We start from the raw sequence: 23,975 nt of genomic DNA, 5'->3' as shown, positions 1-23,975 counted from the left end.
ATGGCCGCCGCGATCCCCCCGACCGCCGACACCTCGTCCTCGTCGCCCCCTGCGCCCCCTCTGACCGAGCCGGTCGATCGGCTCATCACCACCCGGCACACGCTGGCCACCGGGGCGGGCGAGCTGCGCTACACCGCCCGGACCGGCCGGATCGTGCTGCGCGAGGAAGACCTCGACGGCGGCGTCTTCCGCGGCTGGCGGGCGCGCGGGCAGCTCGCGGTCACGGCGTACACGCTCGACGACGCCGACCCGGCCACCCGCCCGCTGACGTTCGTCTTCAACGGCGGACCCGGCTCCGCCTCGGTGTGGCTGCACCTCGGCCTCGCCGGGCCGCGGCGCGTCGAGATGGGCGAGCCGGGCGCGACGCTGCCGCCGCCGTACGCGCTTGTCGACAACCCCGACACCCTGCTGCACGCCACCGACTTGGTCTTCATCGATCCGATGTCCACCGGGCAGTCCCGCGCCGTGGAGGGCGGCAGGCCGGGGGAGTTCCACGGCTTCGCCAAGGACGTCGAGCAGATCGCCGAGCTCATCCGGCTGTGGTGCACCCGCGAGGACCGGTGGATGTCCCCGAAGTTCCTGCTCGGCGAGAGCTACGGCACGCTGCGCGCGGTCGCGGTGGCCGAACGGCTCAGCAGCGCGCACCGGCTTGCCCTCAACGGGCTGGTCCTGGTGTCCAGCGTGCTCAGCTACGCCAACCAGGACTTCGAGTCCGCGCGCTGGGACGAGGCGTGTGTGCACTTCCTCCCGACGTACGCCGCGGTCGCGCACTACCACGGCGTGGGCGCGCCGGGACCGCTGCCGGAGGTGCTGGCGGAAGCCGAGGCATTCGCGGACGGCGAGTACGCCGCCGCGCTGCGGGCGGGGCGCCGCCTCGATCCGGCGCGGCGGGCGGCGGTGGTCGCCGAGGTCGTGCGGCTCACTGGGCTGTCGGAGGGGTACGTCGACCGGGCGGACCTGCGCATCGAGCACATGCGGTTCTGTGCGGAGGTGCTGCGGGACCGGGGGCTCGTGGTCGGCCGGATCGACGGCCGGTTCACGGGACCCGCTCGCTCCCGGGTGGCCGAGCTGCCCGACGCCGATCCGTCGATGGACGCGCTCGAAGGACCGTACGCCGCGGCCATCCACCACTACCTGCGCGCCGAGCTGGGCTCGGACCTGGACCTGCCGTTCGCCGTGTACGCGGCGGCCGCGGGGGAGGAATGGTCGTATGCCGAGTTCGACGGCCGGGCCGTGGACGTCACCGACCGGCTGGAGCGCGTGCTGCGCGCCAATCCGCACCTGCGGGTCCGGGTCGAATACGGGCGGTACGACCTGGCCACGCCGTACCACGCGGCCGAGGACACGCTGGCGCACCTGCGCCTCGACGACGCCGCGTGGGACCGGCTGGAGCACGCGTACTTCGACGCTGGGCACATGCCCTACCTCGACGCGGCCTGCCGGGCAGCGGAGTCGGCGGGGATCGTCGACTTCATCCGCCGCGCCTGTCCGGCCGCTAACCCGAGCTAGCACGCGCGGAGAACCAGCGCGAGCTCCCGGACTCAGCCGAGCTCGCGCAGGCGGCGGCGCAGGTAGGCATCCTGGGGGCCGTTGCGGTTCAGGGCGATGGCGGCGCGGTACGCCGTCGCGGCCTCCGCCGTCCGCCCCGCCCGGCGCAGCAGCTCGGCGCGCACGGCAGGCAGGTAGGGATAGCGCGCCAGCGCGGGATGGTCGGCGAAGGTGGCCAGCTCGTCGAGCACCGCGAGCGGGTCCGCGCCGGGCAGCATGCTGACCGCGACCAGCCGGTTCACCGCGACGACCGGGTTCGGCCACCGCGCGAGGAGGCCGTCGTACATGGTGACGACGGCCGCCCAGTCGGTGGCGGCCAGGGACGGCGCCTGGGCGTGCAGCCCGGCGATGGCGGCCTGCAGGGCGTATCGCCCCGTGCCGCTTCGCAGTGCGGCGGTCGCGGCGGCCAACCCCGCGGCGAGGAGGTCGCGGTCCCAGCCAGACCGGTCCTGCTCGGCCAGCACCGCGAGCGCCCCGGCCCCATCGGTCCGGGCCGGCAGACGCGCGTCGTCGAGGAGGCACAGCGCGAGCAGGCCCCGGACCTCGCTGTCGCGCGGCAGCAGGCGAGCCAGCATGCCGACCAGGTCGCGGGCGGTGCCGGCCAGGTCGGGCCGGGTCAGGGTCGCGCCCTCGGCGGCCGTGTGCCCCGCCGTGTGGATGAGGTGGATGACGTCGAGCACCGCGTCGAGGCGCTCGGGCAGGTCCGCGGCGGCCGGCACCCGGAACGGGATCCCGGCGGCCGCGATCTTCTGCTTGGCCCGGGTGATCCGGGCGGCGACGGTCGCCTCCTTGAGCAGCAGGCCGGCGGCGATCTCGGGCACCGTCAGCCCGCCCAGCAGCCGCAGCGTCAGGGCGACCTGTCCGGAGGAGGCCAGCGCGGGGTGGCAGCACAGGAAGACGAGGCTGAGCAGGTCGTGGTTCTCCAGCGGATCATCGGGGTCGACGCCGGGGTACTGGCGAGCATCCGGGCCCGACTCGGGGACCACAAGGAGCGGCAGCTTGGCCCGCAGTCGACCCTCCCGGCGGATCCGGTCCACGGCCAGGTGCCGCGCGGTCGTCGTCAGCCACGCCGCCGGGTTGCGCGGCGGATCCTGGTCCCAGCTCTGCAACGCCCGCAGCATCGCGTCCTGGACGCAGTCCTCGGCCAGGTCGATGTCCCGGGTGAGGCGTACCGTCGCGGCCAGCACCTGCGGCCGGCAGCGACGGTACGCCTCGGCGACCGGGTCGGAAGTGGTCATCTCCGCGCCGGGGTCGGCCTCAGGAGGGGTTCTCGGCGCCCGGGAGCACCATCAGCGGGCGCACCTCGACGTGGGCCGAGGGGCAGATCTGCGCGAGCTTGACGGCGGCGTCTAGGTCCGGGGCCTCGATGAGGTAGTAGCCGCCGATGACCTCCTTGGCCTCGATGAAGGGGCCGTCGGTGATGCTGATCTGGCCGTCGCCGCGGTGCACGGTCGTCGCCGTCGCCTGCGGCTGCAGCACCGCCCCGCCGGTGATCTGGCATCCCGCGGCCGCGACGGCGGCGGCGAAGTCCTCGTGCAGCTTCATCTCCGCCGCGAACTCCTCGGCGTTGGCGTCGTACCAGGCCTCGGTGTCGATCAGGCTGAGCATGTAGGTGGTCATGATCGTCCTTCCAGAGTGATTCGGTGGTGACGCCTCTCGACGTACGGGGGAGGCCGGAATCGACAACGCCGCGCTGAGCCGACCCGATTTTTTCCGCTCAAGCCAGCGCTCAGGACAACCCGGCGTCGTGCACGAGCAGCGCGACCTGGACCCGGTTGTCGACCCCCAGCTTCTCGAAGAGGTGCCCCACGTGGCCCTTCACGGTGGCCACGCTCATGAACAGCGTCTCGGCGATCTCCGCGTTGGCCAGGCCGCGGCCGACGGCGCAAGCCACCTCTCGCTCCCGGTCGGTGAGGGTGGCGATGGCGGCACCGTCCTGGGCGCTCGCCGTGGCCGCGGCGATGACCTGGGCCATGACCGTGGGGGAGAGGGTGTGCTCGCCGCGGCGTACCGCCCGGATCGCGGCGATCATGTCCCTGGGGTGGGTGTCCTTGAGCAGGAACCCCGAGGCGCCGGCCGCCCGCGCCTGAGCACGAGTTCGTCGGCGTCGAACGTGGTCAGCACGATCACCTTGGGTGCCCCCGGGCGGGCGAGCAGCTCGCGGGTGGCGGTCAGGCCGTCCTTGCGGGGCATTCGCACGTCCATCAGGACAATGTCCGGGCGCAGCCGGTCGGCCTCGGCCAGCCCGGCGACGCCGTCCCCGGCCTCGCCGACGACCTCCAGGTCCGGGCTCCCGCCGAGGATCAGCCGGAGCCCCGCGCGCACCAGCGCGTCGTCGTCGACCAGCAGCAGCCGGATCGTGGGCTCGGCAGCGGGGGGATCGGTCATCGCTGCTCCTCTGTCGGCCAAGGTAGTTCGGCGCAAACCCGGAACCGGCCGCCCCCCGTGGGACCGGCCGTCAGGCGACCGCCGACGAGTTCGGCGCGCTCGGCGAGGCCGACGAGGCCCAGCCCGGCGCCGGGGGCGGCGGGTACGGCGGGTGGATTGGGCGCGGCGGCGTACGCCGGGTCAGGTTGACCACCTCGACGACGAGGTCGCCGCCGGGGGCTCCGGACAGACCGATCCAGATCGGCGCCCCCGGGGCGTGCTTGCGAGCATTGGTGCACGCCTCCTGCAGGATCCGGTAGCCGTGCCGCGCGACCAGCGGGGGTGGGCTCACCCCCGAGCTGCGCTCGTCCTGCACGTGAACAGTGCTGCCGGCGCTCCGCAGCTCCGCGACGAGGTCATCCAGGTCAGCCGGCGTCGGCTGGGGGCGAGCCGGCAGGCCGGCTGCGTCGAGCACCGCCCCGGAGCGCAGTACGCCGAGGACGCCCCGCAGCTCCACCAGCGCCTGGTGCGCGGTGCGTTGGATGGTCTCGGCGGCGTCGCGGGTCTGCTCGGGGGTCAGGTCGTCCCGATAGGCCAGCGCGCCCGCGTGCATGGCGACCTGGGAGATCCGGTGGGCCAGCACGTCGTGCATCTCGCGGGCGATCGCCGCCCGCTCGGCCGTGCGTGCCTGCAGGACTCGGGCGCTCTGCTCCCGCTCGGCCGTCTCCGCCCGCTCCCACAGCGAGGTCACGAGGTCCCGGCGCGCGCCGGTGTAGGCGCCCAGGGCGATGATGACGATCGCCGAGAGGAGCGTCATCAGCATCGTCAGACCGTGATCCGTGCCCGGGTCGGGATACAACGCGGACACCGTCGACTGGGCCGCCATCGTCAGGGCCAGGATGGGCAGGATCTCCCACCAGCGGCGCCGCGTGGCCAGTGACGCCACGGCGACCGTCCACGGCCCGGTCGAGGAAACGGACACGGCGCCGGCGGCGGTGATCGCCGCCGCGACCGCCAGGGGCCAGCGGCGGCGCCAGCCGAGGAGCACGAGCGAAGCCACCCCCAGCAGCAGGTCCAACCCGACCAGGCCGTGGGTGTTGCGCGCGTAGTCCGGCGCCGCGCTGCCGACGGTGCCCACGCCGAGGACCGCGATGCCGACCGCGACGGCGTACCGCCACGCCTGCGACCACCACCGCAACGGTGCGGCGGTCGGGGCGCTCGACATGCGGTCAGCCTAAATCCGCGCGGTGGCCAGCGGACAGCGTCGATCGTCGGGGCCGCAGCGGTCCCTTCGCCTGTCCGCAGCCGACTTAACCTCGATCCACCGATCGACTTTGAGGTGTTGAGCGTGCCGTTACGCGAAGAAGCCCTTCTGGGCTGGGAGTTTGGGACTTGCGACGGAACCAAACCACCCCGCTCAGGAGGGCATCTTCAAGATGCGACTCTCTCACACCGTTGGTCGAACCTCGGTGGCGTTCGACGATCCGAATCTCGTGTCGGCCGGCGGGCTGGTCCCGGTCATGGCGTTGGCCGATCGTGCTGGGCTGCGTGACCTGGCTGATGAACACCTCACGGTGCCAACCGACAAGGGCGCGAACGCCGGCCTGAAGGTCGCCTCGCTGGTGGCCGGGATGGTCGCCGGTGCGGACTCAATCGACGATATGGCGCTGCTGCGCCACGGTGGGATGAGCCGGCTCTTCGCGAAGGCGTATGCGCCCTCCACGCTGGGCTCGTTCCTGCGCTCATTCACCTTCGGCCACGTCCGCCAGCTCGACGCCGTCGCCTCCCGGTTCCTCATCGCGATCGCTGGGCTCACCGGCCTGCTGGGAGCGGCCACCACGGTCGAGTCCGACACGTTGGGATACGCGCTGCTCGATGTCGACGACACGATCATCGAGGTCCACGGCTACGCCAAGCAGGGCGCCGGGTTCGGCTACTCCGGTGTCCGCGGGCTCAACGCACTGCTCGCCACGCTCGCGACGCCAGCCACGGCGCCGGTGATCGTGGCCCAGCGGCTGCGCAAGGGCTCGGCCGGGTCACCTCGTGGTGCGAAGCGACTGGTCGGTGACGCGGTTCGGACGACCCGGCGGCTGCTCGGCAAGGCCCGGCCAGTGCTGGTGCGGATGGACTCGGCGTTCTACGGCCGCGGGCCGGTCCACGCCGCCCTCAACGGCGGCGCCGCGGTTTCGGTGACCGTACGGATGAATCCCACCGTCAAGAAGGCGATAGCCAGCATCGATGACCACGCCTGGACGGCGATTGAGTACACCGACGCCATCTTCGACGAAGAGACAGGCAAGTGGATCTCTCGGGCAGAGGTCGCCGAAGTGCCGTTCACCGCGTTCACCTCGGCCAAGAAGGCCGAGCGGGTGCCGGGCCGCCTGATCGTGCGCCGGATCCCGGACTTCAACGCCGAGAAGAACAAGGCAGCCGGTCAGGACACGCTGTTCGACACCTGGCGCTTCCACGCGTTCTTCACCACCGCCGACCCTGCTGTCCTCGACACCGTCACCGCGGACAAGACCCACCGCCATCACGCGGTCATCGAACAGGTCCACGCCGACCTGAAGCACTCAGCGCTGGCACACCTGCCGTCCGGGGTCTTCAACGCCAACGCCGCATGGCTTGTGCTCGCGGTCATCGCGTTCAACCTCACCCGCGCCGCCGGCACCCTTGCAGCACCCGACCTCGCACGCGCGACCACCAAGACCCTGCGCCGCAAGCTGATCAACGTCCCAGCCCGAATCGCGTCCTCAGCCCGACGCGTCACCCTGCACCTACCCCGGTCCTGGCCCTGGGAGGCCGCCTGGACCACGCTGTTCGACCGAGTCAGCGATCCGCCGTCCGCCCTCGCGGCCTGACCACCCAGCAGCCACCGCTGCGCGACCCGAAGACCACCGTGGAACACCCCGGACACCCAGGTCCGGAAGACCGTCGCGTCCCAGCACCCTCGCCCCCACGACGACCACGATGACTCACCCCATCCCGGCCATCGGTGGATCGAGGCTTAAGGAGGGGCCGACGCGGTTAGGAGCGGTTGAGTTCGGTGTAGATCGGCACCCCGAACACGTCGATTCTCACCTGCTGCATGTGAGCCGCCGCCCCGGTGGTGGCGTTGACATACCAGAGCGGGATCTCGGGGAGGTCGGCCAGGATGGCCTTCTCGGCGTCGCGGTAGACGGCCATCCGAGCGTCCCCGTCCGTGGTCGCCGCAGCCTTGGCCAGCAGGGCCTGGGCCGCGGCGCCGGCGTACCCGCTGGGGTTCTCCGTGCTGCCGGCGAGGAACCGGGGGGACAGGAAGCCTCCGAGGTCGGGCCGCGCCATCCGGTGGGTCGAGAGCATGGGGATCGTCAGTTCGTGCCGCGCGGCGGCGGTGGCCAGGGTGGCGCCGGTCGCGGGATCGCGCGGTACGGCGTGCGGGCTGCAGCTGATCCGCAGCGCGCTGGTGATCGCTCCGCAGAGCGCCTGCACGGCCGGCAGGCCGCCCTCCTCGGGGCTGTAGGCGATCTCCAGCGGCGGCACGGGCGAGGCCGGGGGCAACAGCTCCGCGGCGGCCTTCGGGTCGTGGCTGCAGTAGTCCCCGCACAGGTCGGGCGCGTAGCCGGAGACCCCGGGGGCGGCCAGGTCACCGGCGGGGGTGCGGGTGCCGGCGTACAGACCCTCGGCCAGCCCCTTGCGGTCGATGGCCCGGGAGATGGCCCGACGCAGCTGGAGCCCCTCGCGCGTGGCCCAGCCCGGCGCGGCCATCGGAAACACCAGGCTCGACGCGGCGCCGATGGGCTGGTTCGCGGCCCGGAACCCCAGGTCGGACTTGTAGCGGCCGAGCGCCGTGAGAGGCGTGTCGTCGAGCACCTCGAGTTGGCCGCGCTGGAGCGCCTGATAGGACATCGCGGGGTCGGGGAAGAACCGGAACGTGACGCCGCCGTTGTGCGCCGGATCGCTGCCGGAGTAGGAGGCGTTGGGGATCAGCCGGAGCTCTCGACCGTCGGACCACCCGCCGGCCAACTGGTAGGGGCCGTTGCCGATCGGCGCCGTCGCCGCCGAGGCCGGGTCGGCCAGGGCGACGCGGGGCAGCGGCGCATAGGCCAGCGTGGCGAGCCGGTCGCGGAACGTCGCGTCGGGTTGGGCGAGGCGCACGGTGAATTCGAGGTCGTCGACGACCCGCAGCCCGGCCAGCTGCCGACGGGCGGTCGGTCCGCAGGGGGTGTCCGGCACATCGGGCAAGCTCGGGGCGGGGGCGGCCACGGGCGCCGTGGGGGAGCCGCTCGCGCTCGGCGTGCCGCTCACGGTCGGACCCGGCTCGGCACCTGTGGGCGACGCGCTGGGGGCGGTCGTGGAACCGGCGGTGGGCTGGGCGGTGCCGGTGGGTGTGGCGGTCGGTGGCTCGGGCAGGCCACGCAGCGCACGGAAGCCCGCGATCGGGGCGAACGCCGCGGCGTTCAGTTGTCTGCAGGCGGGGGAGGCCGCGAAGTTCCAGGCATCGACGAAGGACGCGGCCGTGACCGGTTCGCCGTTGCCGAAGAACCAGCCCTTGCGCACCCGCACCCGGTAGAGCGTGGGCCCCTCCGCGGCGATGTCCTCGGCCACCTCGTTGACCAGGCGACCCTTCGCGTCGTACCGGAGCAGGCCCCGGTAGATGAGCGAGCCGACCCGCTGGCCGTATTCGTCACTGATGGTCGCGGGGAGCAGGGCGCGCGCCGGTTCGACGGCGTTGACGAGGATCGGGGCCTTGCCCCCCGAGGTGGGGGTGCTGGTGACCGCCGCGGGCGCCTGCGGGACCGACGGCGGCGACGGAGCCGGGGGCGGCGGTTCGTCGCGGCTGCACGCGGCCAGCCCCGTGCCCGCCAGGGCAGCGACCATGCCAGCGGCCAGCGCGGTCTGCGCCCTGCGGGGGCGGCGCTGGCGGGACATGGGCGGCTCCCAACGGGCGGGCCCAGACGCTGCGCGCGTCGGCCCGGATTGACCAAGCGGGCACCCTCGACCCTACGCGATGCGCGCCGGGCGAGGCGCCTCGCCCGCGGGTCGAGCCACCCGAGGGCAAGGGGCGTGCCGCGTCGGCGGCGACCGGGCCCGGAGGCCGTTCGGCCCCCACGGGCCGGCCGGTAGAATCGCCCCCGGATCAAGACCATCGAGCAGAGAGAAACCCCGTGGCGACCACGAACGACCTCAAGAACGGCCTCGTGCTCAACCTGGACGGCCAGCTCTGGACCGTCATCGAGTTCCAGCACGTCAAGCCCGGCAAGGGCGGCGCCTTCGTGCGCACCAAGCTCAAGAACGTCCTCTCGGGCAAGGTCGTCGACAAGACGTTCAACGCCGGCACCAAGGTCGAGACGAGCAATGTCGACAAGCGGACGATGCAATACCTGTACAAGGACGGCGACGACTTCGTCTTCATGGACGGCAAGACCTACGACCAGCTCCACGTGAGCAGCGCGGTGGTGGGCGACGCCGAGCGATTCCTCCTGGAGAACCAGGAGGCGATCGTCGCCACCCACGAGGGCGCCCCGCTGTTCGTCGAACTCCCCGCCTCGGTCGAGCTCGTCATCACCTACACCGAGCCCGGCGTACAGGGGGACCGCGCCACCGGCGGCACCAAGCCCGCCACCCTGGAGACCGGCGCGGAGATCGCGGTGCCGCTCTTCCTGGAGCAGGGCACGAAGGTCAAGGTCGACACCCGGGACGGCAGCTACCTCGGTCGCGTCAACTGATGCCGTCGTCCTCCGGAGCTGAGTCCACCGGCGGACGGCTCACCGGTGGGGCCGGTCCGGGTGGCCGGAAGGGCACCGAACGGGCGCCCCTGACCGGGTCGCGGACCAAGGCTCGTCGGGCCGCACTGGACCTGTTGTTCGAGGCCGACCAGCGCGGCGTGAACGCGGCGGACCTCGTCACGCAACGGATCGCCGCCCCCGTGACGGAGGCTCCGCTGCGCGACTACAGCGTGCAGATCGTGCGGGGGGTCGTCGAGCATTGGCGCGTGATCGATGAGGCGCTCGGCACCTACAGCCAAGGCTGGTCGGTGGAGCGGATGCCCGCGGTCGACCGGGCCCTGCTCCGCGTCGGCACCTGGGAGATCCTCTACAACGACGACGTTCCGGATGCGGTCGCGACCCAGCAGGCCGTCGAGCTGGCGACGGCGTTGTCCACGGACGAGTCGCCGAGCTTCGTGAACGGCTTGCTCTCGCGCATCGCCGAGGTGAAGGCGACGCTGGATCTCGGCTGAGGACGACGTGACACGCCGACGGGCGGCCCCTGAGCATCGATGATGCCCGGGGGCCGCCCGCGTTCGTCTCCAAGGTGGCGGCCGGAGGCCGCCACGGTCAGGGCTTCTGCACGGTGATCGTCCAGCTGGCGTCGCCGGTCCGGTCGAAGTGGGTCACCGGGTAGCCCTCCCCGGCGGCCCAGGCCGGGATGGCCTCGGTCGCCTGGGTGCAGTCGAAGTCGATCACCAGTTCGTCGCCGCTGGCCAGTTCGACCATGGCCTGCTTGGCCTCGACGAGGGGGAACGGGCAGACCTCGCCCGCGGTGTCCAGGGTGTACGTCGCCATCTCGGCGTCTCCTTCTCGCGTTGTCTGGGTTGGTCTCGGGCGCGCAGCTCGGACGCGTCGTCGCGGACTGCGCGGGTACGGCGGGTGGGGTCTCAGACCCGGGTGAGAACCGCGCGGCGGCTCGGCGTACCGTCGCCACTCGCGACGTCGGCGCCGACCGCGGCCTGCGGGGCCGACGCGGCCACGGGGCCGCCCGAGCGGCGGTGACCCATGATGTAGACGCGCGCCGCCAGGCCGGTGCCCAGCAGGAACGCGGCGAAGCTGATCCAGCCCTGCCAGGTGAACTGCGCCGTCTCGACCATCGCGTTGCCGATCGTGCAGCCGCCCGCCAGGGAAGCGCCGACGCCCATGAGCACCCCGCCGATCGTGGAGCGGACCGCGATGGTGGCGTCGGGGACGCGAACCCGGAACTCGCCCGCCGCCTTCGCGGCGATGAACGAGCCGGCGAGGATGCCGACGACCAGCATGACGCCCCAGTCGAGGTACTTGGGCTGCGCGGTGGCGAGGTAGCTTGTGAGGTTGGCGCTGGGAGTGGTGATGCCGAGGCCGCCGTTGCGCCCGGCCGCGGTGGACAGCGGCCACGCCGCAATGGCGATGAGCCCGATCACGACCGCCGTGGCGAACGGGTGCCAACGGCGCTCGAGCAGGAGGTGCATGGCACCGGACCGCCGCGGGGGAAGCGTGGCGAGGGTGACCGCCGGCTTGCGCAGGTGATGGCGGACCGCGAGGCCCACCCCCACGACGAGGGCCACGAGGAGCGGCCACATGGCGATGCCCAGCGTCCCGTGGATCGTCGTGGCCGGCACCGTGATGCCGCGCAGCCCGTCGTTGACCGGCTTCAGCACGCCGTACTTCATCGCGGCGCTCGTGCCGGCGTATCCGATGAGGGCCAGCCAGCTCCCGACGAGGCCCTCGCCGGCGCGGTAGTACGTGCCGGTCGCGCAACCGCCGGCCATCACGATGGCGTAGCCGAAGATCAGTCCGCCGATGACCACCCCGAGTAGCGGCAGCGGCGCCACCTTGGGGGTGACGACGCCGGTGGCGGTCAGGATCGCCAGGCCGACGGCCTGGACGGCGATCACGAGGAGAAACGCGGTGAGCCAGAGGGTGTTTCGGGTGACGAAGACGTCGCGGAAGGCGCCCGTGACGCAGAACCGGCCACGTTGCAGAACGAAGCCGAGGAGTGCGCCGAGCAGGAGTCCGGTGATGATCACATTGATGCTCCGGGGGATAGGGCAAATCGGGCTGAGGTCGACCCACCGTAGCTCTCACACCAAACGTGACCAACTGTATTCCATAATTTGGACTTATGATCCGGCGGCCCGGGTGGGTCGCCCAGCCCATTCCGCGGCGGGCGGGGTCAGACCTACGGTGAGCTCGTCGAAGCAACCCACCGGGATGTCCCCAGGGCCACATCTCCGGCAGGGATGTATCAGGGGGACGACTGGGTGCTCTGGTCAGGTGGGGACCCATCGCCACCTAGCGTCGCCTTGGCTTCCCAGGGAGCCCCGAAACACACGAACGGCGTGCCGGTCGGACCGGCCGCAGCAGCCAACGCGGCGTCGGCCGGCAGACCGGCGGCCAAGCCACGATGCAGCTGCGACATCACCGCGTAGGTCTCGTCGTCGCGGACCGCCACCAGCGGGGCGACAACGGTGCGTACGCCGAGGGCGAGGAGGGCCGACGGCCACCCCAACGCCTCCTCGCCCGGCCGTGCGGTGCCGCGCCCGGCATCGCACGCGGACAGCACGACCAGGGACGCGGCCGGGGGAAGCGTCTGCAGCTCGTGCGCGAAGACCAGCCCATCGACCAACCGGAGGGAGCTGAAGAGGGGGCTCTCCGGCTGGTGGTCGCCGTGCGCGGCGACATGCACGAGGTCCGCCGAGGTCAGGGCGTCCAGCAGGTCGGTGCGGGAGGCACAGGGGGCCTCCCGCACCGACCTCCCCGGGTCGGCCACCCGGGCCGCCGCCTCGGCCGACCACGCGCCCAGCACGCTCGCCACCTCGGCGGCGCCGTGTGCCACCCCGGGTCCGGCGAGCGCGGCCACGCGCGGAATCGGGGGTGGCCCCACCCGGCCGGGTGGTCGGCCGGGCGCACCACTCACAGACATGTCGGCCGGCGGGTCGAGCGCCGCCTCCCCGCCGGCCGGCAGGACGACATCGGCCGTGGGCCCGGTGGCCCCCATGGCCCCCGTTCCCCCACCAGCCGTGGCGGCCGACGCAGGCCCCGCTGGTCCGTCCCGCCCTGGTTCCGCGAAGGCCGCCCAGGCCAGCAGCGAGGGGGCCAACGTGGTGGGCAGGCCCCGCCGGCTGGGCAGCAGGCCCCAGGGGATCGCGCCGAACAGCTCGCCCGCAAGGACCACCGCCGGTGAACCCTCCGCGTCCGCCAGCGCCGGGCGCAGCGCGCGGTCCAGGGCGCCGACCGACTCCTGCGCGGCGGCGGCGATCATCGGCCCGAGGCGCGGTTCGCCGGCGGCTCGCGCGGCCGAGTCCACGTCGGCCACGACCCGATCGATCAACCGCCACAACGCGGTCGACGGCCCCAGATCCACGATCGTCGCGCGAGCCCCGGGCGTGGCGACCACCGCTCGCACGGCGCCGCCCATGACGACCAGCCCCAGCACGGCGGCGCCGATCCCGTCAGCGGTCGACAGCGCCGCCCTGACCTGGGCATAGGTGGGCGGTGAGCCGGCATGCGCGGGGGCCGTGATCGCGGCCCGCCACCGAGCGGCGGAGGTGGCCCGCTCCAGCCGGCGTACGTTGCTGCGCAGCTCACCGAGCCCTCCCGGTGCGCCCTGGGAGAGCGCCTCCCGGGCGCGCCCGAGCTGGGCGAGCAGCAGCGCCTCGTCGGGGTCCGCCGACGGACTGAGTGGCGTCAGGGGGGTGACCGCGCGCCGCCACCGCTCCATCCGGTGCAGGACGGCGACCGGGTCGCCGCGCCGCAAGGCCAGATCGACGTCGAGGTCCGCCAGGCGACGGGCGTGCACGGCAAGGGCCGTGCGCGCGTCGAGACCGGCGGTACGCCGTTGCGCGCCGGCCAGGTCCTCGGCGGCTCGGGCCAGGCGCGCCGCGGTGGCGCTTTCGCTGCCGATGGCGAGGTCGATCCTCGCGCGGGCGTGGGAGTAGCCGAGCCGGGAGGCGAGGTGCGGCGATCGGGCGAGCCCCTGGGCCTGGACCAGCAGGGCGCGCGCGTCGGCGAGAGCCTCGACCGAGGCGAGGTCGCACAGAGCCAGGGCGAGTTCCACGCGCACCAGGTTGGTGGTGGCCACGTCGCCGCGTCCGGCGACGGCTCCGAGCAGGTCGCGGGCCTGCTGGATGCGGTCCGCGGGCGCCGGGGCGCCGGCGAGGCCGAGTGCGGTGATCTGCACGAGGCGCGCCCGGTGCTCCCAATAGGGTTCGCCGCGGTCGTGGAACACGGCGGCCGCGTGCCGGGCGCGCTCGGCGGCGGAGGTCACCTCCCCGATCAACAGCTCGCATCGGGCCAGATCGACGTGGATCTCGCTCACGTCGCGCAGCAGCCCCGCGTCGGCGTACCGCGTCGCTGCCTCGAGCAACGCGGAGCGCGCCTCGCGGAGCAGTCCGGCCTCGACCAGCACGCGCGCGCGGTCGACCAGGGTCAAGCCGGTGTTCATGGCGCCGGTGTGGGCCGCCGCCGCGTGCATCAGCGCGAGCGCCGCAGGAATGTTGCCGCGGTAGAACTCCGCACACCCCTGGTTGTGCAAGGCCTTGAACCGCAGGGGAGCCAGGTCGGGGCCGACGGCGGTCGACGCGGCCTCTGCCAGGTCGGCGCGCGCGGCGTCCAGGTCCAGGGTCTGGATGGCGAGGGCCCCCCGGTTGAGCAGGATCCGCACCTGGTCATCGGGCGTCAGGGCGTGCCGATGCCGCTCGGCCCGGTGCAGCGCGGCCAAGGCGGTGGTCAGGTCGCCGGACCGCATGCGCAGGGTGGCCTGCTGTGCGTCGCACAGCGCGATGAGCGCCGGCAGGTCCGCCCGCTCGCTGGCCTGGCGGACGTCCTGGAGCTCGGCCTCGGCCGTCTCGAGTCCGTGGCGCTCGAAGGTGAGCCAGGTGCGGGTGATGCCCAGCCGGATCCCGACGTGCGCCGGCAGGTCGGCGACGGCCTCGGCCGCCCGCGATGCGGCGTCGAGGTGCGCGGCGCCGTCGTCGTTCCGATACTGCGCGAAGGCCATCCGCGCCGCGTCGAGCAGGCGGCCCACCTCCGCGGCCTGCACCTCCGCGGTCCCCATCCCGTGGTCCAGGCCGGCCATCGGTGGCGATCACCGATCGGCGCGGGTCGAACCCCGTCGCGCACTCAGAGCTGCACCACCGGGGTCGCGATCGGCGGACCGAAGATCGGCCGCACGATCAGCCGCACGGCCCCCGGCGCGATCCCGGCGAACTCCACCCGGCCATGGTCATCGGCGGCGGCGGAGGCCACCAGCACCCCGTTCGACCACACCTCGACGCCGGCGCCGGGCTCGCTGGCCCAGCATTCCAGGGCGAGCCGCGATGTGGCGTCCGCCCCGGCGTCGGGCCGGCGGATCCGGACCATGAGGCTGGCCGAGCTGCCGCGGAACGTCAGGGTGTCCGCCACCGCCAGGCCGTCACTGCGGACCTGGGCCAGATCGCCGGCCTCCAGCTCGGCGATCTCGGCCCGCAGCACGGCCAGGCTCATCTCGAACTGGATGCGCTCGATCATGCCGGTCGGGACGGGATCGGCCGCCTCGCAGGCCGCGCGCAGGGCCGTCAGGATCTCGGCGTCTACGTCGTCGAGATGATCGAGGTCGCCGAAGTCGGTCATGAAGCGCTCCACGTCGGGTCGGCGAGCAGGGCCGCTCGCAGGGTGGCAAGGCAGCGGCCCCGGGTGGGGCCGATCGAGCCGATCGGCATGTCGAGGGCCGCCGAGATGGCGGCGTAGTCGGGGCGCTGCGCGAAGGAGATCGCGCGAAGCAGCGTCTGGCATCGGGGGCTGAGGGCGTGCACGTGGTGCCACAGGAGGCGGTCCTGCTCCGAATCGAGGGCCATGTCGGCGGGGTCAACGGGGGCGCTGCCCGCCACCGCCGTTCGCGGGTCGTCGAAGACGGCATCGTCACCGCTGGTCAGCGTGCGGCGGGACGCACCGGACGCGCGCCAGGACTGCCGGCGTACGGTCGTGGCGAGCCACCCCACCACCGCCTCGGGCTGCTCGAGCTCGTCGAGGTTTTCCAGCAGCTTCAGCCAGGCCTGCTGGACCGTGTCCTCAGCGCTCTGGTGGTCCAGGCCCGCCGAGCGGGCGACCTGCCACAGCAGCGGGGTCAGCAGCTCCACGAGGTCCGCCAGGCGTTGGGCGTCGCCCGCGCGGGCGTCGCGCACTGCGGCGCCCGCGCGTTCACCGAGCGACAGCGTGGCGGGGGGCGACATCAGGGCGCCCCGTCGCTCGTCGCGTCGCCGGCGAGTGGCTCGGTCAAGGGCTCGTACCCGATCTGTGGCTTCGCGTCGGGATCGCGCGGGGGTCGCTTGCCGCCCGCGAGGTCGTCCCTGGCGTCGTCGGTCTGGTCCGGGCGCTGGCCTGGCGTCGTTGACATGGCTGCTGCCTTCCATCGGGAGGGGTGCGGTCATGGAGAGAGAGCAGCGCGCTGCTGCGGTGATACATGTTCCGCGCAAAATCCTTCCCTGAGAAGGGAATTAAGGTTCACCGGGCGGTCTGCGCGGGACATAGTGCTCGAGCCCGACGAAGTGGACGCGCCGAACGGCCGGCCCCCGCTGGGGAGCCGGCCGTTCGGGTCAAGGGTGGTGCGTCGTCCGACGTACGTCGTGGTCGTTCAGAACGTTCGGTGGGCCCGGTAGTAGCGCACGAGCCCCTGCGTCGAGGCGTCCTGGTCGGCCAGAGCGGCCTCGTCGCCGCCGACCGCCGGGGTGACCTGCTTGGCGAGCTGCTTGCCCAGCTCGACACCCCACTGGTCGAAGCTGTCGATGCCCCAGACGATGCCCTGGACGAACGTGATGTGCTCGTAGAGGGCGATGAGCTGGCCGAGCACGCTGGGGGTGAGCGCCGGCGCCATGATCGACGTGGTCGGCCGGTTGCCCGCGAACACCCGCGCGGGGACGATCGCCTCGGCGGTGCCCTCGGCGCGCACCTCGTCCGCCGTCTTGCCGAAGGCCAGCGCCGCGGTCTGGGCGAAGAAGTTCGCAAGGAACAGCTCGTGCACGTCGGCGTCCTCGTCGACGTCGCGCAGCGGGTGGGCCGGGTTGGCGAACGCAATGAAGTCGGCCGGGATGAGCCGGGTGCCCTGGTGGATGAGCTGGTAGAAGGCGTGCTGCCCGTTGGTGCCCGGTTCACCCCAGAACACCTCGCCAGTGTCGCAGGTCACCGGCGTCCCGTCCCAACGGACGGACTTGCCGTTGGACTCCATGGTCAACTGCTGCAGGTACGCCGGGAACCGGTGCAGGTATTGGCTGTAGGGCAGCACGGCATGGGTGTGGGCGCCCAGGAAGTCGACGTACCAGACGTTGAGCAGGCCCATCAGCAGCGGAACGTTCTCCTGCGGCTCGGCCGTGGCGAAGTGCGCGTCCATCGCGTGGAAGCCGGCCAGCAGGTCGGCGAAGCCGTCCGGGCCGATGGCGATGACCAGGGCGGTGCCGACGGCGGAGTCCATCGAATAGCGGCCGCCGACCCAGTCCCAGAAGCCGAAGGCGTTCTGCGGGTCGATGCCGAACGCCGCGACCTTGTCCAGCGCCGTGGAGACCGCGACGAAGTGCTTGGCGATGGCGTCGGCCTCGGTGCGGCCGGACCCGGCGGCGTCGTCCAGCGCCCCGGCGTCCCGCAGCGCCCGCAGCAGCCACGCCTTGACGAGCCGGGCGTTGGTCAGGGTCTCCAGGGTGGTGAAGGTCTTGCTCGCGACGATGACCAGCGTTGTCTCGGGGTCGAGGTCCTTGGTCTTTTCCGCGGCGTCCGTCGGGTCGATGTTGGAGATGAAGCGGCACTCCAGGCCGGCTTGGACGTAGGGCTGCAGGGCCTCGTACGCCATCACCGGGCCGAGGTCGCTGCCGCCGATGCCGATGTTGACGACGGTACGGATTGGCTTGCCGGTCACGCCCTTCCATTCGCCGCTGCGGACCTGCTCGGCGAAGGCGTAGACCTTGGCCAGGACGGCGTGGACGTCCTCGTCGACGTTCTGGCCGTCGACGACGAGCTGATCGGGGGCGCCCGCGGCGGTCTTCGGGCGGCGCAGCGCGGTGTGCAGGACGGCGCGGTCCTCGGTGATGTTGATGTGTTCGCCGGTGTACATCGCCTCGCGGCGCTCGGCCACGCCGACCTCGGCTTGGAGTTCGAGTAGCGCGTCGCGGATCGCGTCCGTGAGCAGGTTCTTCGACAGGTCGACGAACAGGTCGCCGGCCTCGTAGGCGTAGCGGGTGGCTCGCTGCGGGTCGGTGTCGAACTCCTGGCGCAGGTTCGGGATGCCGTCGGCCGCGAGCGTCGTCAGCTTCGCCCAGGCCTTCGTGGTCGTCGGGTCGATGGGAGCTCGCATGTGCGTCGCCTCTCTGCTCGGAACACCGGTGCTCTGCTGGGCGTCTCGGCACCTCAAGCCGATCCGGCTTGCGGCTGCCTTCCGGCGCCAGCCTAGCCAGCGGATGATCCCGGGGGAGCTTCAGGGAAAGGATCGGCAGGCATCGGTCGGGCCCGGGACTGGCGCCACGGTTCAGAGGTCGGCGCCAGTCCCGGTGCTCCTTGTGACGAGCGGGGGATGCTCTGGTCAGCAGCCCCGTCGCTGCCCTCAATACTCGATGACTATCCGGCCGTCGATGTGCCCGGCCCGCATCTCCTCGAAGATGTCGTTGATGTCGCCGAGACGGCGCGGGTGAATGCGGGGGCGCACCTTCCCCCGGGTGTAGAAGTCGATGGCCTCGACCATGTCCTGACGCGTGCCGACGATCGAGCCGCGCACCGTGATGGCCTTCAGCACGATCTCGAAGATCGGCGCGGGGAAACCACCCGGGGGCAGACCGTTGAAGACGATCGTGCCGCCGCGTCGGACCATCCCGATGGCCTGCCCGAAGGCGGAGGGGTGGACGGCCGTGACCAGTACGCCGTGAGCCCCACCGGTCTGCGCCTGGATCGCCGCCACCGGGTCCTCCACGGTGGCGTTGACCGCGACCTCCGCGCCGTACGATCTGGCCAGGTTCAGTTTTTCGTCGGCGACGTCGACGGCGGCCACCCGAAGTCCCATGGCGACGGCGTACTGGACCGCGACATGCCCGAGACCGCCGATGCCGGAGATGACGACCCATTGACCGGGGCGCGTGTCGGTCACCTTGAGACCCTTGTAGACGGTGACCCCCGCGCAGAGGATGGGCGCCACCTCGATGGGGTCGCAGCCCTCCGGTAGGAGGGCGGCGTACCGGTGGTCGACGAGCATGTACTGCCCGAACGATCCATCGATGGTGTAACCGCCGTTCTGTTGGGCTTCGCAGAGGGTCTCCCACCCGCTGCGGCAGTATTCGCAGTGGCCGCACGCCGTCCACAGCCAGGCGTTCCCGACCAGGTCGCCGACCTTGAGGTCGTCGACACCGTCCCCGACGGCCTCGACGCGGCCGACCCCCTCGTGGCCGGGGATGAACGGAGGCTTCGGCTTGATCGGCCAGTCGCCCTCGGCGGCGTGCAGGTCCGTGTGGCACACGCCGGTGGCGATGTTCTTGACGAGAACCTGCCCGAAGGCCGGCTCAGGCCGGGGATGGTCCTTGACCTCCAGCGGGGAACCCAGCCCGGTCACCACGGCAGCTCGCATGGTCGTCATCGCGCAGTCCTTTCACGTCGTTTCGGTGGGAAGGGTGAAGCGGTGAATCAGTGGCCGATCAGAAGAAGCCGAGTTTGTCGGGGGAGTAGCTGACCAGCAGGTTCTTGGTCTGCTGGTAATGCTCCAGCATCATCTTGTGGTTCTCGCGGCCGATGCCGGACTGCTTGTAGCCACCGAAGGCGGCGTGCGCGGGGTAGTGGTGGTAGCAGTTCGTCCAGACGCGGCCGGCCTTGATGGCGCGGCCCATGCTGTAGGCGCGGTGGACGTGTCGGGACCAGACGCCGGCGCCGAGCCCGTAGAGGGTGTCGTTGGCGACCTTGAGGGCGTCGTCGAAGTCGGCGAACTTCGTCACCGCGACGACCGGCCCGAAGATCTCCTCTTGGAAGATCCGCATCGTGTTGGTGCCCTCGAAGACGGTGGGCAGCACGTAGTACCCGCCGGACAGGTCGCCGCCGAGGTCGATCTTCTCGCCGCCGACCAGGACCTTGGCGCCCTCCTGTTTGCCGATGTCGATGTAGGACAGGATCTTCTCGTACTGGTCGTTGCTGGCCTGGGCGCCCATCATCGTCGCGTCGTCGAGGGGGTCGCCCTGCTTGACGGCCTTGACCCGTTCGACGCCGTCGGCGAGGAACTGGTCGTAGATCGAGGCCTGGATCAGCGCGCGGGAGGGGCAGGTGCAGACCTCGCCGGAGTTCAGCGCGAAGAACGCGAACCCCTCCAGGGCCTTGTCGTAGAAGGAGTCCTGCTTCTCGGCGACGTCCTCGAAGAAGATGTTCGGGCTCTTGCCGCCCAGTTCGAGGGTGACGGGGATGATGTTCTGGCTGGCGTACTGCATGATCAAACGCCCGGTGGTGGTCTCGCCGGTGAAGGCGATCTTGGCGATCCGCGGCGAGCTGGCTAGCGGTTTGCCGGCCTCGACGCCGAAGCCGTTGACGACGTTGACCACGCCCGGCGGGATCAGGTCGCCGACGATCTCCATCACCTTCAGGATCGACCAGGGGGTCTGCTCGGCCGGTTTGAGGACCACGCAGTTGCCCGCGGCCAGCGCCGGTGCGAGCTTCCACACGGCCATGAGGATGGGGAAGTTCCACGGGATGATCTGGCCGACGACGCCCAACGGCTCGTGGAAGTGGTAGGCCACGGTGGTCTCGTCGAGCTGGGAGAGGCGGCCCTCCTGCACCCGGATGCACCCGGCGAAGTAGCGGAAGTGGTCGATCGCCAGCGGGATGTCCGCGTTGAGGGTCTCCCGCACCGCCTTGCCGTTGTCCCAGGTCTCCGCGACGGCGATGTCGGTCAGGTTCGCCTCGATGCGGTCGGCGATCTTGAGCAGCAGGTCGGCTCGCTCCGCCGCCGGCGTCTTGCCCCAGGCCTCCGCCGCCCGGTGCGCCGCGTCCAGCGCCGCCTCGATGTCCTCGGCCGTGCCGCGCGCCACCCGCGTGAAGACCTGACCGGTCACGGGGGTGATGTTGTCGAAGTACTCGCCCTTGACCGGCGGCACCCATTCGCCGCCGATGTAGTGCTCGTAGCGGTCCTTGACCTCGATGCCGCTGTCCGCGGTGCCGGGCCGGGCATAGATCGTCATGACGGGTCTCCTCGCGTCAACGGATGGGCACCAGATCGCATCTGGCGATGCCCGCCGACAGTACCACGTTGCACGGCGATCTGCGTGACGCTCAGCCGCCGTACTCCTGCTCCAGCCACTCGAGGTGCCTGACGATGCGGGCGCGCTTGGGGGACCGCGCCGGGAGCCTGCGCAACGCCGCCAGCCAGGCGTCGGCGTCGCTGCCCGCGTCGGCGAGCTCCAGGAACTGAAGGAGCGCATCGACCGACCCGCTCTCCAGGATCGTGTCCCGGATCGTCCCGGACACCCGGGCGCGTAGTCGCTCCACGCCGGGGGCCCTGGAGGTGGGAAGCAGCGGACCGGCGTACGCGCTCAGGGCGGCCCGGTGGCGGCCGCGTTCGACCTGCTCCATGACCAGGTCGGCATCGGTGGCCAACGCCGTCGGCAGTCGATAAGGGCGGGAGCGGGGCACGTAGCGGGGGGCGCAGGCCTCCAGCATCCGGCGCAACCGCGCCATCTCGGCCCGCAGTGTCACCACACTGGCGTCCGGATTCACCAGATCCAGCAACTCCTCCAATCGCAGGCCTGCGGGGTGCCGGGCGAGCATCAACAGAATCTCCGTGTGCCGCAGCGAGAGCGTGGTCTCGACGCCGGACTGGACCAGAATCCCCGTGTCGCGGCCCAGCACGCGCAACTCGGCCCCGGCGCCGCGGGCCGCGATGCTGGAGCCACCTGCCCCTCGGGGTGCGGGCAGCACAGCGCTCGTACCGGAGCCCACCGGGGCCTGGGCGGTCAGGCCGCGCAGACGTTGGACGGTGAGTTCGGCCTCCGCGGCGGCCACCGCCGCCCGGACCAGGGGGAGCGCGTGCGGCGCCACGGCTTGGGGGCCGCCGGTGAGATCAACGACCCCGATCGTGTCGCCGGTCGCCGGATCGTGGATGGGCACGGCGGTGCACGACCATCGGCGCACCTCGGGGGAGAAGTGCTCCTGACCCATGACTTGTACGCCGCGGCCCAGGAACAGCGCGGTCCCCGGGGCCGCCGTCCCGACCGCGCTCTCGGACCAGTCGGCGCCGGCCTGGAATCCGATGCGTTCGGCGCGCCGACGCACCTCCGGTGCGCCCTCGACCCACAGCAGGAGGGCCTCGGCGTCTCCGACCGCGACGATGATGTCGGAGTTCGCGCTTGCGTCGACGAGGAGCCGGCGCAACACCGGCATCACCGCGGACAGGGGGTGGGACTCGCGGTAATCGCGTAGACCCGATCCGGCCAGGACGACATTGGTGGTGGCCTTGGCGGGCTCCGGGAACCAGGCTAGGCAGCGGCGCCAGGATGCGCGGACCTCGCGGCTGAGGTTTCCGAGGCGGGGAGCAGGCAACCCGAGCGGGGGGTCGTCGCGGGCTTTGTCCATGGGCAGCCTCCACGCGGACAGGTGCGTGGGACCTTACTCTCGCGGCCCCCGCGCCGGAAGGACTGGCGGGGGCATGCTCGCCGCCGGGGTAGGGTGGAGGCCGTTCAGACGTCCTTTAATGACCGTCCTGTGAGGCGGGGAAGGAGGTCCGGCGCCATGGGGCGACGTGACTCGGCCAGTTCGGAAGCCACCGGAAAGCACAAGGCGGCCCCGGCCGCCGACGATTCACCACCCGAGAACCTCCCGCCGGACCCCTCATCCAGCGTTGACCTCCCCGCCGACGAGGACGGCCGCGTCGTCCTCGGCCAGGACGACATGACCCGGGCGCTGCGGCGGATGGCCCACGAGATCGTCGAGCGCAACAAGGGCGCCGAGGACCTGGTGGTCCTGGGGATCCCCAGCCGAGGGGCGCCGCTAGCACGGCGGCTCGCCGCTCAGCTCGCGAAGGTCGAGGGCCACGACGTGCCCGTCGGCACGCTGGACGTCACGCTCTACCGCGATGACCTGCGCCGCAAGCCCACCCGGAAGATGGAGCGCACCCAGATCCCCGAGGGGGGCATCGACGACAAGGTCGTCGTCCTCGTGGACGACGTCCTCTATTCCGGACGGACCATCCGCGCCGCGCTCGACGCCCTGGGCGACGAGGGCCGGCCGCGCGCCGTACGCCTCGCGGTCCTGGTGGATCGGGGCCACCGCGACCTGCCCATCCGCGCCGACCACGTGGGCAAGAACCTGCCCACGTCGAGCTCTGAGCGCGTCCATGTCCTCCTCGCCGAGTCCGACGGCGTTGACGAAGTCCGCATCACCGGAGGCGACCGCTCGTGAAGCTGCCCCACTTCCTGTCCATGGACGGCCTGTCCCGCGATCAGATCACCCAGCTCCTCGACACCGCGGAGGAGATGGAGAAGGTCCGCCAGCGCGAGGTCAAGAAGATCCCCGCGCTGCGCGGCGTGACCATCGTCAACGCCTTCTTCGAGGACTCGACGCGCACGAAGAACTCCTTCGACCTGGCGGCGAAGTCGCTGTCCGCCGACACCATGGGCTTCGCCGGCAAGGGCTCCTCCACCTCGAAGGGGGAGTCGCTGCGGGACACGGTGCTGACCATCGCCGCGATGGGCGTCGACGGCTTCGTCATCCGGCACGGCGCCTCGGGCGCACCGAAGCTCGCGATGGAGTGGACCGGGCTGCCGGTGGTCAACGCCGGCGACGGCACGCACGAGCACCCCACCCAGGCCCTGCTGGACGCCTACGCGATGCGCAAGCGCCTCGGCGATCTCGCCGGCAAGCACGTCGCGATCTGCGGCGACCTGCTGCACAGCCGGGTGGTGCGCTCCAACATCTTCTGCCTGCGCACCCTCGGGGCCGAGGTCACCCTGGTGGCGCCGCCCACGCTGATGCCGCCGGGGATCGAGGAGCGGGCCGCGAAGGAGGGCTTCGCCACGACGTACGATCTCGATTCGGTCGTCGCCGACGTGGACGCGCTGATGATGCTGCGCGTCCAGCGGGAGCGGATGAGCGGTGGCTTCTTCCCGACCGAGAACGAGTACACGACGCTGTACGGGCTGACCCGCGAGCGCCTCGCGAAGATGGGCAAGCACGCCGTGGTGTGCCACCCGGGCCCGATGAACCGCGGCCTGGAGATCGCGCCCGAGGCCGCCGACGCGGCCAGTTCGCTGATCCTGGACCAGGTCACGGCGGGGGTCTACACCCGGATGGCGGTCCTGTTCCATGTCTTCTCCGGCGAAGGGAGCGCGGCGTGAGCGCGCAGATCAC

General features: G+C 71.9%; 20 protein-coding genes and 1 pseudogene. 6 read left to right on the top strand and 15 right to left on the bottom strand.

What is annotated here, in order from left to right; genetic code table 11:
• Positions 1-1,509, top strand: coding sequence for a peptidase S10 (locus IPK37_19510; GenBank protein ID QQS00916.1), 1,509 nt, complete (start codon positions 1-3; stop codon positions 1,507-1,509).
• A 32-nt stretch (positions 1,510-1,541) separates the two neighbouring features.
• Here IPK37_19510 and IPK37_19505 read toward each other — a convergent pair whose 3' ends face one another.
• The 4 genes and pseudogenes from IPK37_19505 to IPK37_19490 all read right to left on the bottom strand — a co-directional run bounded on the left by IPK37_19505 (position 1,542) and on the right by IPK37_19490 (position 5,140).
• Complete coding sequence (locus IPK37_19505) at positions 1,542-2,786, bottom strand: sigma-70 family RNA polymerase sigma factor (GenBank protein QQS00915.1); 1,245 nt, start codon at positions 2,784-2,786, stop codon at positions 1,542-1,544.
• Between the two features lie 19 nt (positions 2,787-2,805).
• Complete coding sequence (locus IPK37_19500; protein ID QQS00914.1) at positions 2,806-3,168, bottom strand: hypothetical protein; 363 nt, start codon at positions 3,166-3,168, stop codon at positions 2,806-2,808.
• A gap of 109 nt (positions 3,169-3,277) precedes the next feature.
• Positions 3,278-3,936: pseudogene (locus IPK37_19495) on the bottom strand (response regulator transcription factor).
• 70 nt (positions 3,937-4,006) lie between these two features.
• Positions 4,007-5,140 (bottom strand): hypothetical protein, encoded by a 1,134-nt coding sequence (locus tag IPK37_19490; protein QQS00913.1) that lies wholly within the window; start codon positions 5,138-5,140, stop codon positions 4,007-4,009.
• A gap of 211 nt (positions 5,141-5,351) precedes the next feature.
• Between IPK37_19490 and IPK37_19485 the strand changes: the two genes are divergently transcribed.
• Positions 5,352-6,776, top strand: coding sequence for an IS1380 family transposase (locus tag IPK37_19485; GenBank protein QQS00912.1), 1,425 nt, complete (start codon positions 5,352-5,354; stop codon positions 6,774-6,776).
• Positions 6,777-6,942: 166 nt separating this feature from the next.
• On the opposite strand, the gene IPK37_19480 is transcribed toward IPK37_19485, so the two are convergent.
• Positions 6,943-8,826 carry an ABC transporter substrate-binding protein gene (locus IPK37_19480; GenBank protein ID QQS00911.1) on the bottom strand — a complete coding sequence of 628 codons (1,884 nt, stop codon included), beginning with the start codon at positions 8,824-8,826 and terminating at the stop codon, positions 6,943-6,945.
• 236 nt (positions 8,827-9,062) lie between these two features.
• On the opposite strand from IPK37_19480, the gene efp reads away from it, so the two are divergent.
• Complete coding sequence (gene efp, locus IPK37_19475) at positions 9,063-9,623, top strand: elongation factor P (protein QQS00910.1); 561 nt, start codon at positions 9,063-9,065, stop codon at positions 9,621-9,623.
• Positions 9,623-10,135, top strand: coding sequence for a transcription antitermination factor NusB (gene nusB / locus IPK37_19470; protein ID QQS00909.1), 513 nt, complete (start codon positions 9,623-9,625; stop codon positions 10,133-10,135). Before efp ends, nusB begins: the two co-directional genes overlap by 1 nt.
• A 97-nt stretch (positions 10,136-10,232) precedes the next feature.
• Here the strand turns inward: nusB and IPK37_19465 are convergent, their stop codons facing one another.
• From IPK37_19465 to IPK37_19420, 10 genes are all read right to left on the bottom strand, one after another.
• The gene (locus IPK37_19465) at positions 10,233-10,460 is read right to left on the bottom strand and encodes a sulfurtransferase TusA family protein (protein QQS00908.1); all 228 of its coding nucleotides are present in this window, start codon (positions 10,458-10,460) and stop codon (positions 10,233-10,235) included.
• 92 nt (positions 10,461-10,552) lie between these two features.
• Positions 10,553-11,674 (bottom strand): YeeE/YedE family protein, encoded by a 1,122-nt coding sequence (locus IPK37_19460; protein QQS00907.1) that lies wholly within the window; start codon positions 11,672-11,674, stop codon positions 10,553-10,555.
• Positions 11,675-11,892: 218 nt separating this feature from the next.
• A complete protein-coding gene (locus tag IPK37_19455; protein QQS00906.1) occupies positions 11,893-14,724 on the bottom strand; it encodes a CHAT domain-containing protein in 2,832 nt (943 codons plus the stop codon).
• Between the two features lie 44 nt (positions 14,725-14,768).
• The gene (locus IPK37_19450; GenBank protein ID QQS00905.1) at positions 14,769-15,257 is read right to left on the bottom strand and encodes a hypothetical protein; all 489 of its coding nucleotides are present in this window, start codon (positions 15,255-15,257) and stop codon (positions 14,769-14,771) included.
• Positions 15,254-15,856: a sigma-70 family RNA polymerase sigma factor gene (locus IPK37_19445; GenBank protein ID QQS00904.1), complete on the bottom strand. Its 603-nt coding sequence runs from the start codon at positions 15,854-15,856 to the stop codon at positions 15,254-15,256. Before IPK37_19445 ends, IPK37_19450 begins: the two co-directional genes overlap by 4 nt.
• Positions 15,856-16,020, bottom strand: coding sequence for a hypothetical protein (locus IPK37_19440; GenBank protein QQS00903.1), 165 nt, complete (start codon positions 16,018-16,020; stop codon positions 15,856-15,858). The genes IPK37_19445 and IPK37_19440 overlap by 1 nt, the downstream gene beginning before the upstream one ends.
• 237 nt (positions 16,021-16,257) lie before the next feature.
• Complete coding sequence (gene pgi, locus IPK37_19435; GenBank protein QQS00902.1) at positions 16,258-17,964, bottom strand: glucose-6-phosphate isomerase; 1,707 nt, start codon at positions 17,962-17,964, stop codon at positions 16,258-16,260.
• A gap of 246 nt (positions 17,965-18,210) precedes the next feature.
• Complete coding sequence (gene adhP, locus IPK37_19430) at positions 18,211-19,230, bottom strand: alcohol dehydrogenase AdhP (protein ID QQS00901.1); 1,020 nt, start codon at positions 19,228-19,230, stop codon at positions 18,211-18,213.
• Between the two features lie 58 nt (positions 19,231-19,288).
• Positions 19,289-20,812: an aldehyde dehydrogenase family protein gene (locus IPK37_19425; protein ID QQS00900.1), complete on the bottom strand. Its 1,524-nt coding sequence runs from the start codon at positions 20,810-20,812 to the stop codon at positions 19,289-19,291.
• 91 nt (positions 20,813-20,903) lie between these two features.
• The gene (locus tag IPK37_19420; GenBank protein QQS00899.1) at positions 20,904-22,202 is read right to left on the bottom strand and encodes a transcriptional regulator; all 1,299 of its coding nucleotides are present in this window, start codon (positions 22,200-22,202) and stop codon (positions 20,904-20,906) included.
• 156 nt (positions 22,203-22,358) lie between these two features.
• Between IPK37_19420 and pyrR the strand changes: the two genes are divergently transcribed.
• Entirely contained in the window at positions 22,359-23,027 is a 669-nt protein-coding gene (pyrR, locus tag IPK37_19415) for a bifunctional pyr operon transcriptional regulator/uracil phosphoribosyltransferase PyrR (protein ID QQS00898.1), read from the top strand.
• Between the two features lie 20 nt (positions 23,028-23,047).
• Positions 23,048-23,962: an aspartate carbamoyltransferase catalytic subunit gene (locus IPK37_19410; GenBank protein ID QQS03029.1), complete on the top strand. Its 915-nt coding sequence runs from the start codon at positions 23,048-23,050 to the stop codon at positions 23,960-23,962.
• Positions 23,963-23,975: the final 13 nt, after the last annotated feature.

This window comes from Austwickia sp., assembly GCA_016699675.1.
Lineage (GTDB): Bacteria > Actinomycetota > Actinomycetes > Actinomycetales > Dermatophilaceae > Austwickia.
The sequence above is the reverse complement of the archived record's forward strand: the minus strand, read 5'-3'. Positions and strand labels throughout refer to the sequence as shown.

Bases quoted from the DNA above. Each gene is read 5' to 3' on its own strand.
- IPK37_19505 (QQS00915.1), bottom strand. From the start codon at position 2,786: ATGACCACTTCCGACCCGGTCGCCGAGGCGTACCGTCGCTGCCGGCCG.
- IPK37_19500 (QQS00914.1), bottom strand. From the start codon at position 3,168: ATGACCACCTACATGCTCAGCCTGATCGACACCGAGGCCTGGTACGAC.
- IPK37_19450 (QQS00905.1), bottom strand. From the start codon at position 15,257: ATGACCGACTTCGGCGACCTCGATCATCTCGACGACGTAGACGCCGAG.
- IPK37_19425 (QQS00900.1), bottom strand. From the start codon at position 20,812: ATGACGATCTATGCCCGGCCCGGCACCGCGGACAGCGGCATCGAGGTC.
- IPK37_19465 (QQS00908.1), bottom strand. From the start codon at position 10,460: ATGGCGACGTACACCCTGGACACCGCGGGCGAGGTCTGCCCGTTCCCC.
- IPK37_19455 (QQS00906.1), bottom strand. From the start codon at position 14,724: ATGGCCGGCCTGGACCACGGGATGGGGACCGCGGAGGTGCAGGCCGCG.
- IPK37_19510 (QQS00916.1), top strand. From the start codon at position 1: ATGGCCGCCGCGATCCCCCCGACCGCCGACACCTCGTCCTCGTCGCCC.
- IPK37_19410 (QQS03029.1), top strand. From the start codon at position 23,048: ATGGACGGCCTGTCCCGCGATCAGATCACCCAGCTCCTCGACACCGCG.
- IPK37_19445 (QQS00904.1), bottom strand. From the start codon at position 15,856: ATGTCGCCCCCCGCCACGCTGTCGCTCGGTGAACGCGCGGGCGCCGCA.
- nusB (QQS00909.1), top strand. From the start codon at position 9,623: ATGCCGTCGTCCTCCGGAGCTGAGTCCACCGGCGGACGGCTCACCGGT.
- adhP (QQS00901.1), bottom strand. From the start codon at position 19,230: ATGACGACCATGCGAGCTGCCGTGGTGACCGGGCTGGGTTCCCCGCTG.
- IPK37_19440 (QQS00903.1), bottom strand. From the start codon at position 16,020: ATGTCAACGACGCCAGGCCAGCGCCCGGACCAGACCGACGACGCCAGG.
- pyrR (QQS00898.1), top strand. From the start codon at position 22,359: ATGGGGCGACGTGACTCGGCCAGTTCGGAAGCCACCGGAAAGCACAAG.
- IPK37_19480 (QQS00911.1), bottom strand. From the start codon at position 8,826: ATGTCCCGCCAGCGCCGCCCCCGCAGGGCGCAGACCGCGCTGGCCGCT.
- IPK37_19420 (QQS00899.1), bottom strand. From the start codon at position 22,202: ATGGACAAAGCCCGCGACGACCCCCCGCTCGGGTTGCCTGCTCCCCGC.
- IPK37_19485 (QQS00912.1), top strand. From the start codon at position 5,352: ATGCGACTCTCTCACACCGTTGGTCGAACCTCGGTGGCGTTCGACGAT.
- IPK37_19490 (QQS00913.1), bottom strand. From the start codon at position 5,140: ATGTCGAGCGCCCCGACCGCCGCACCGTTGCGGTGGTGGTCGCAGGCG.
- pgi (QQS00902.1), bottom strand. From the start codon at position 17,964: ATGCGAGCTCCCATCGACCCGACGACCACGAAGGCCTGGGCGAAGCTG.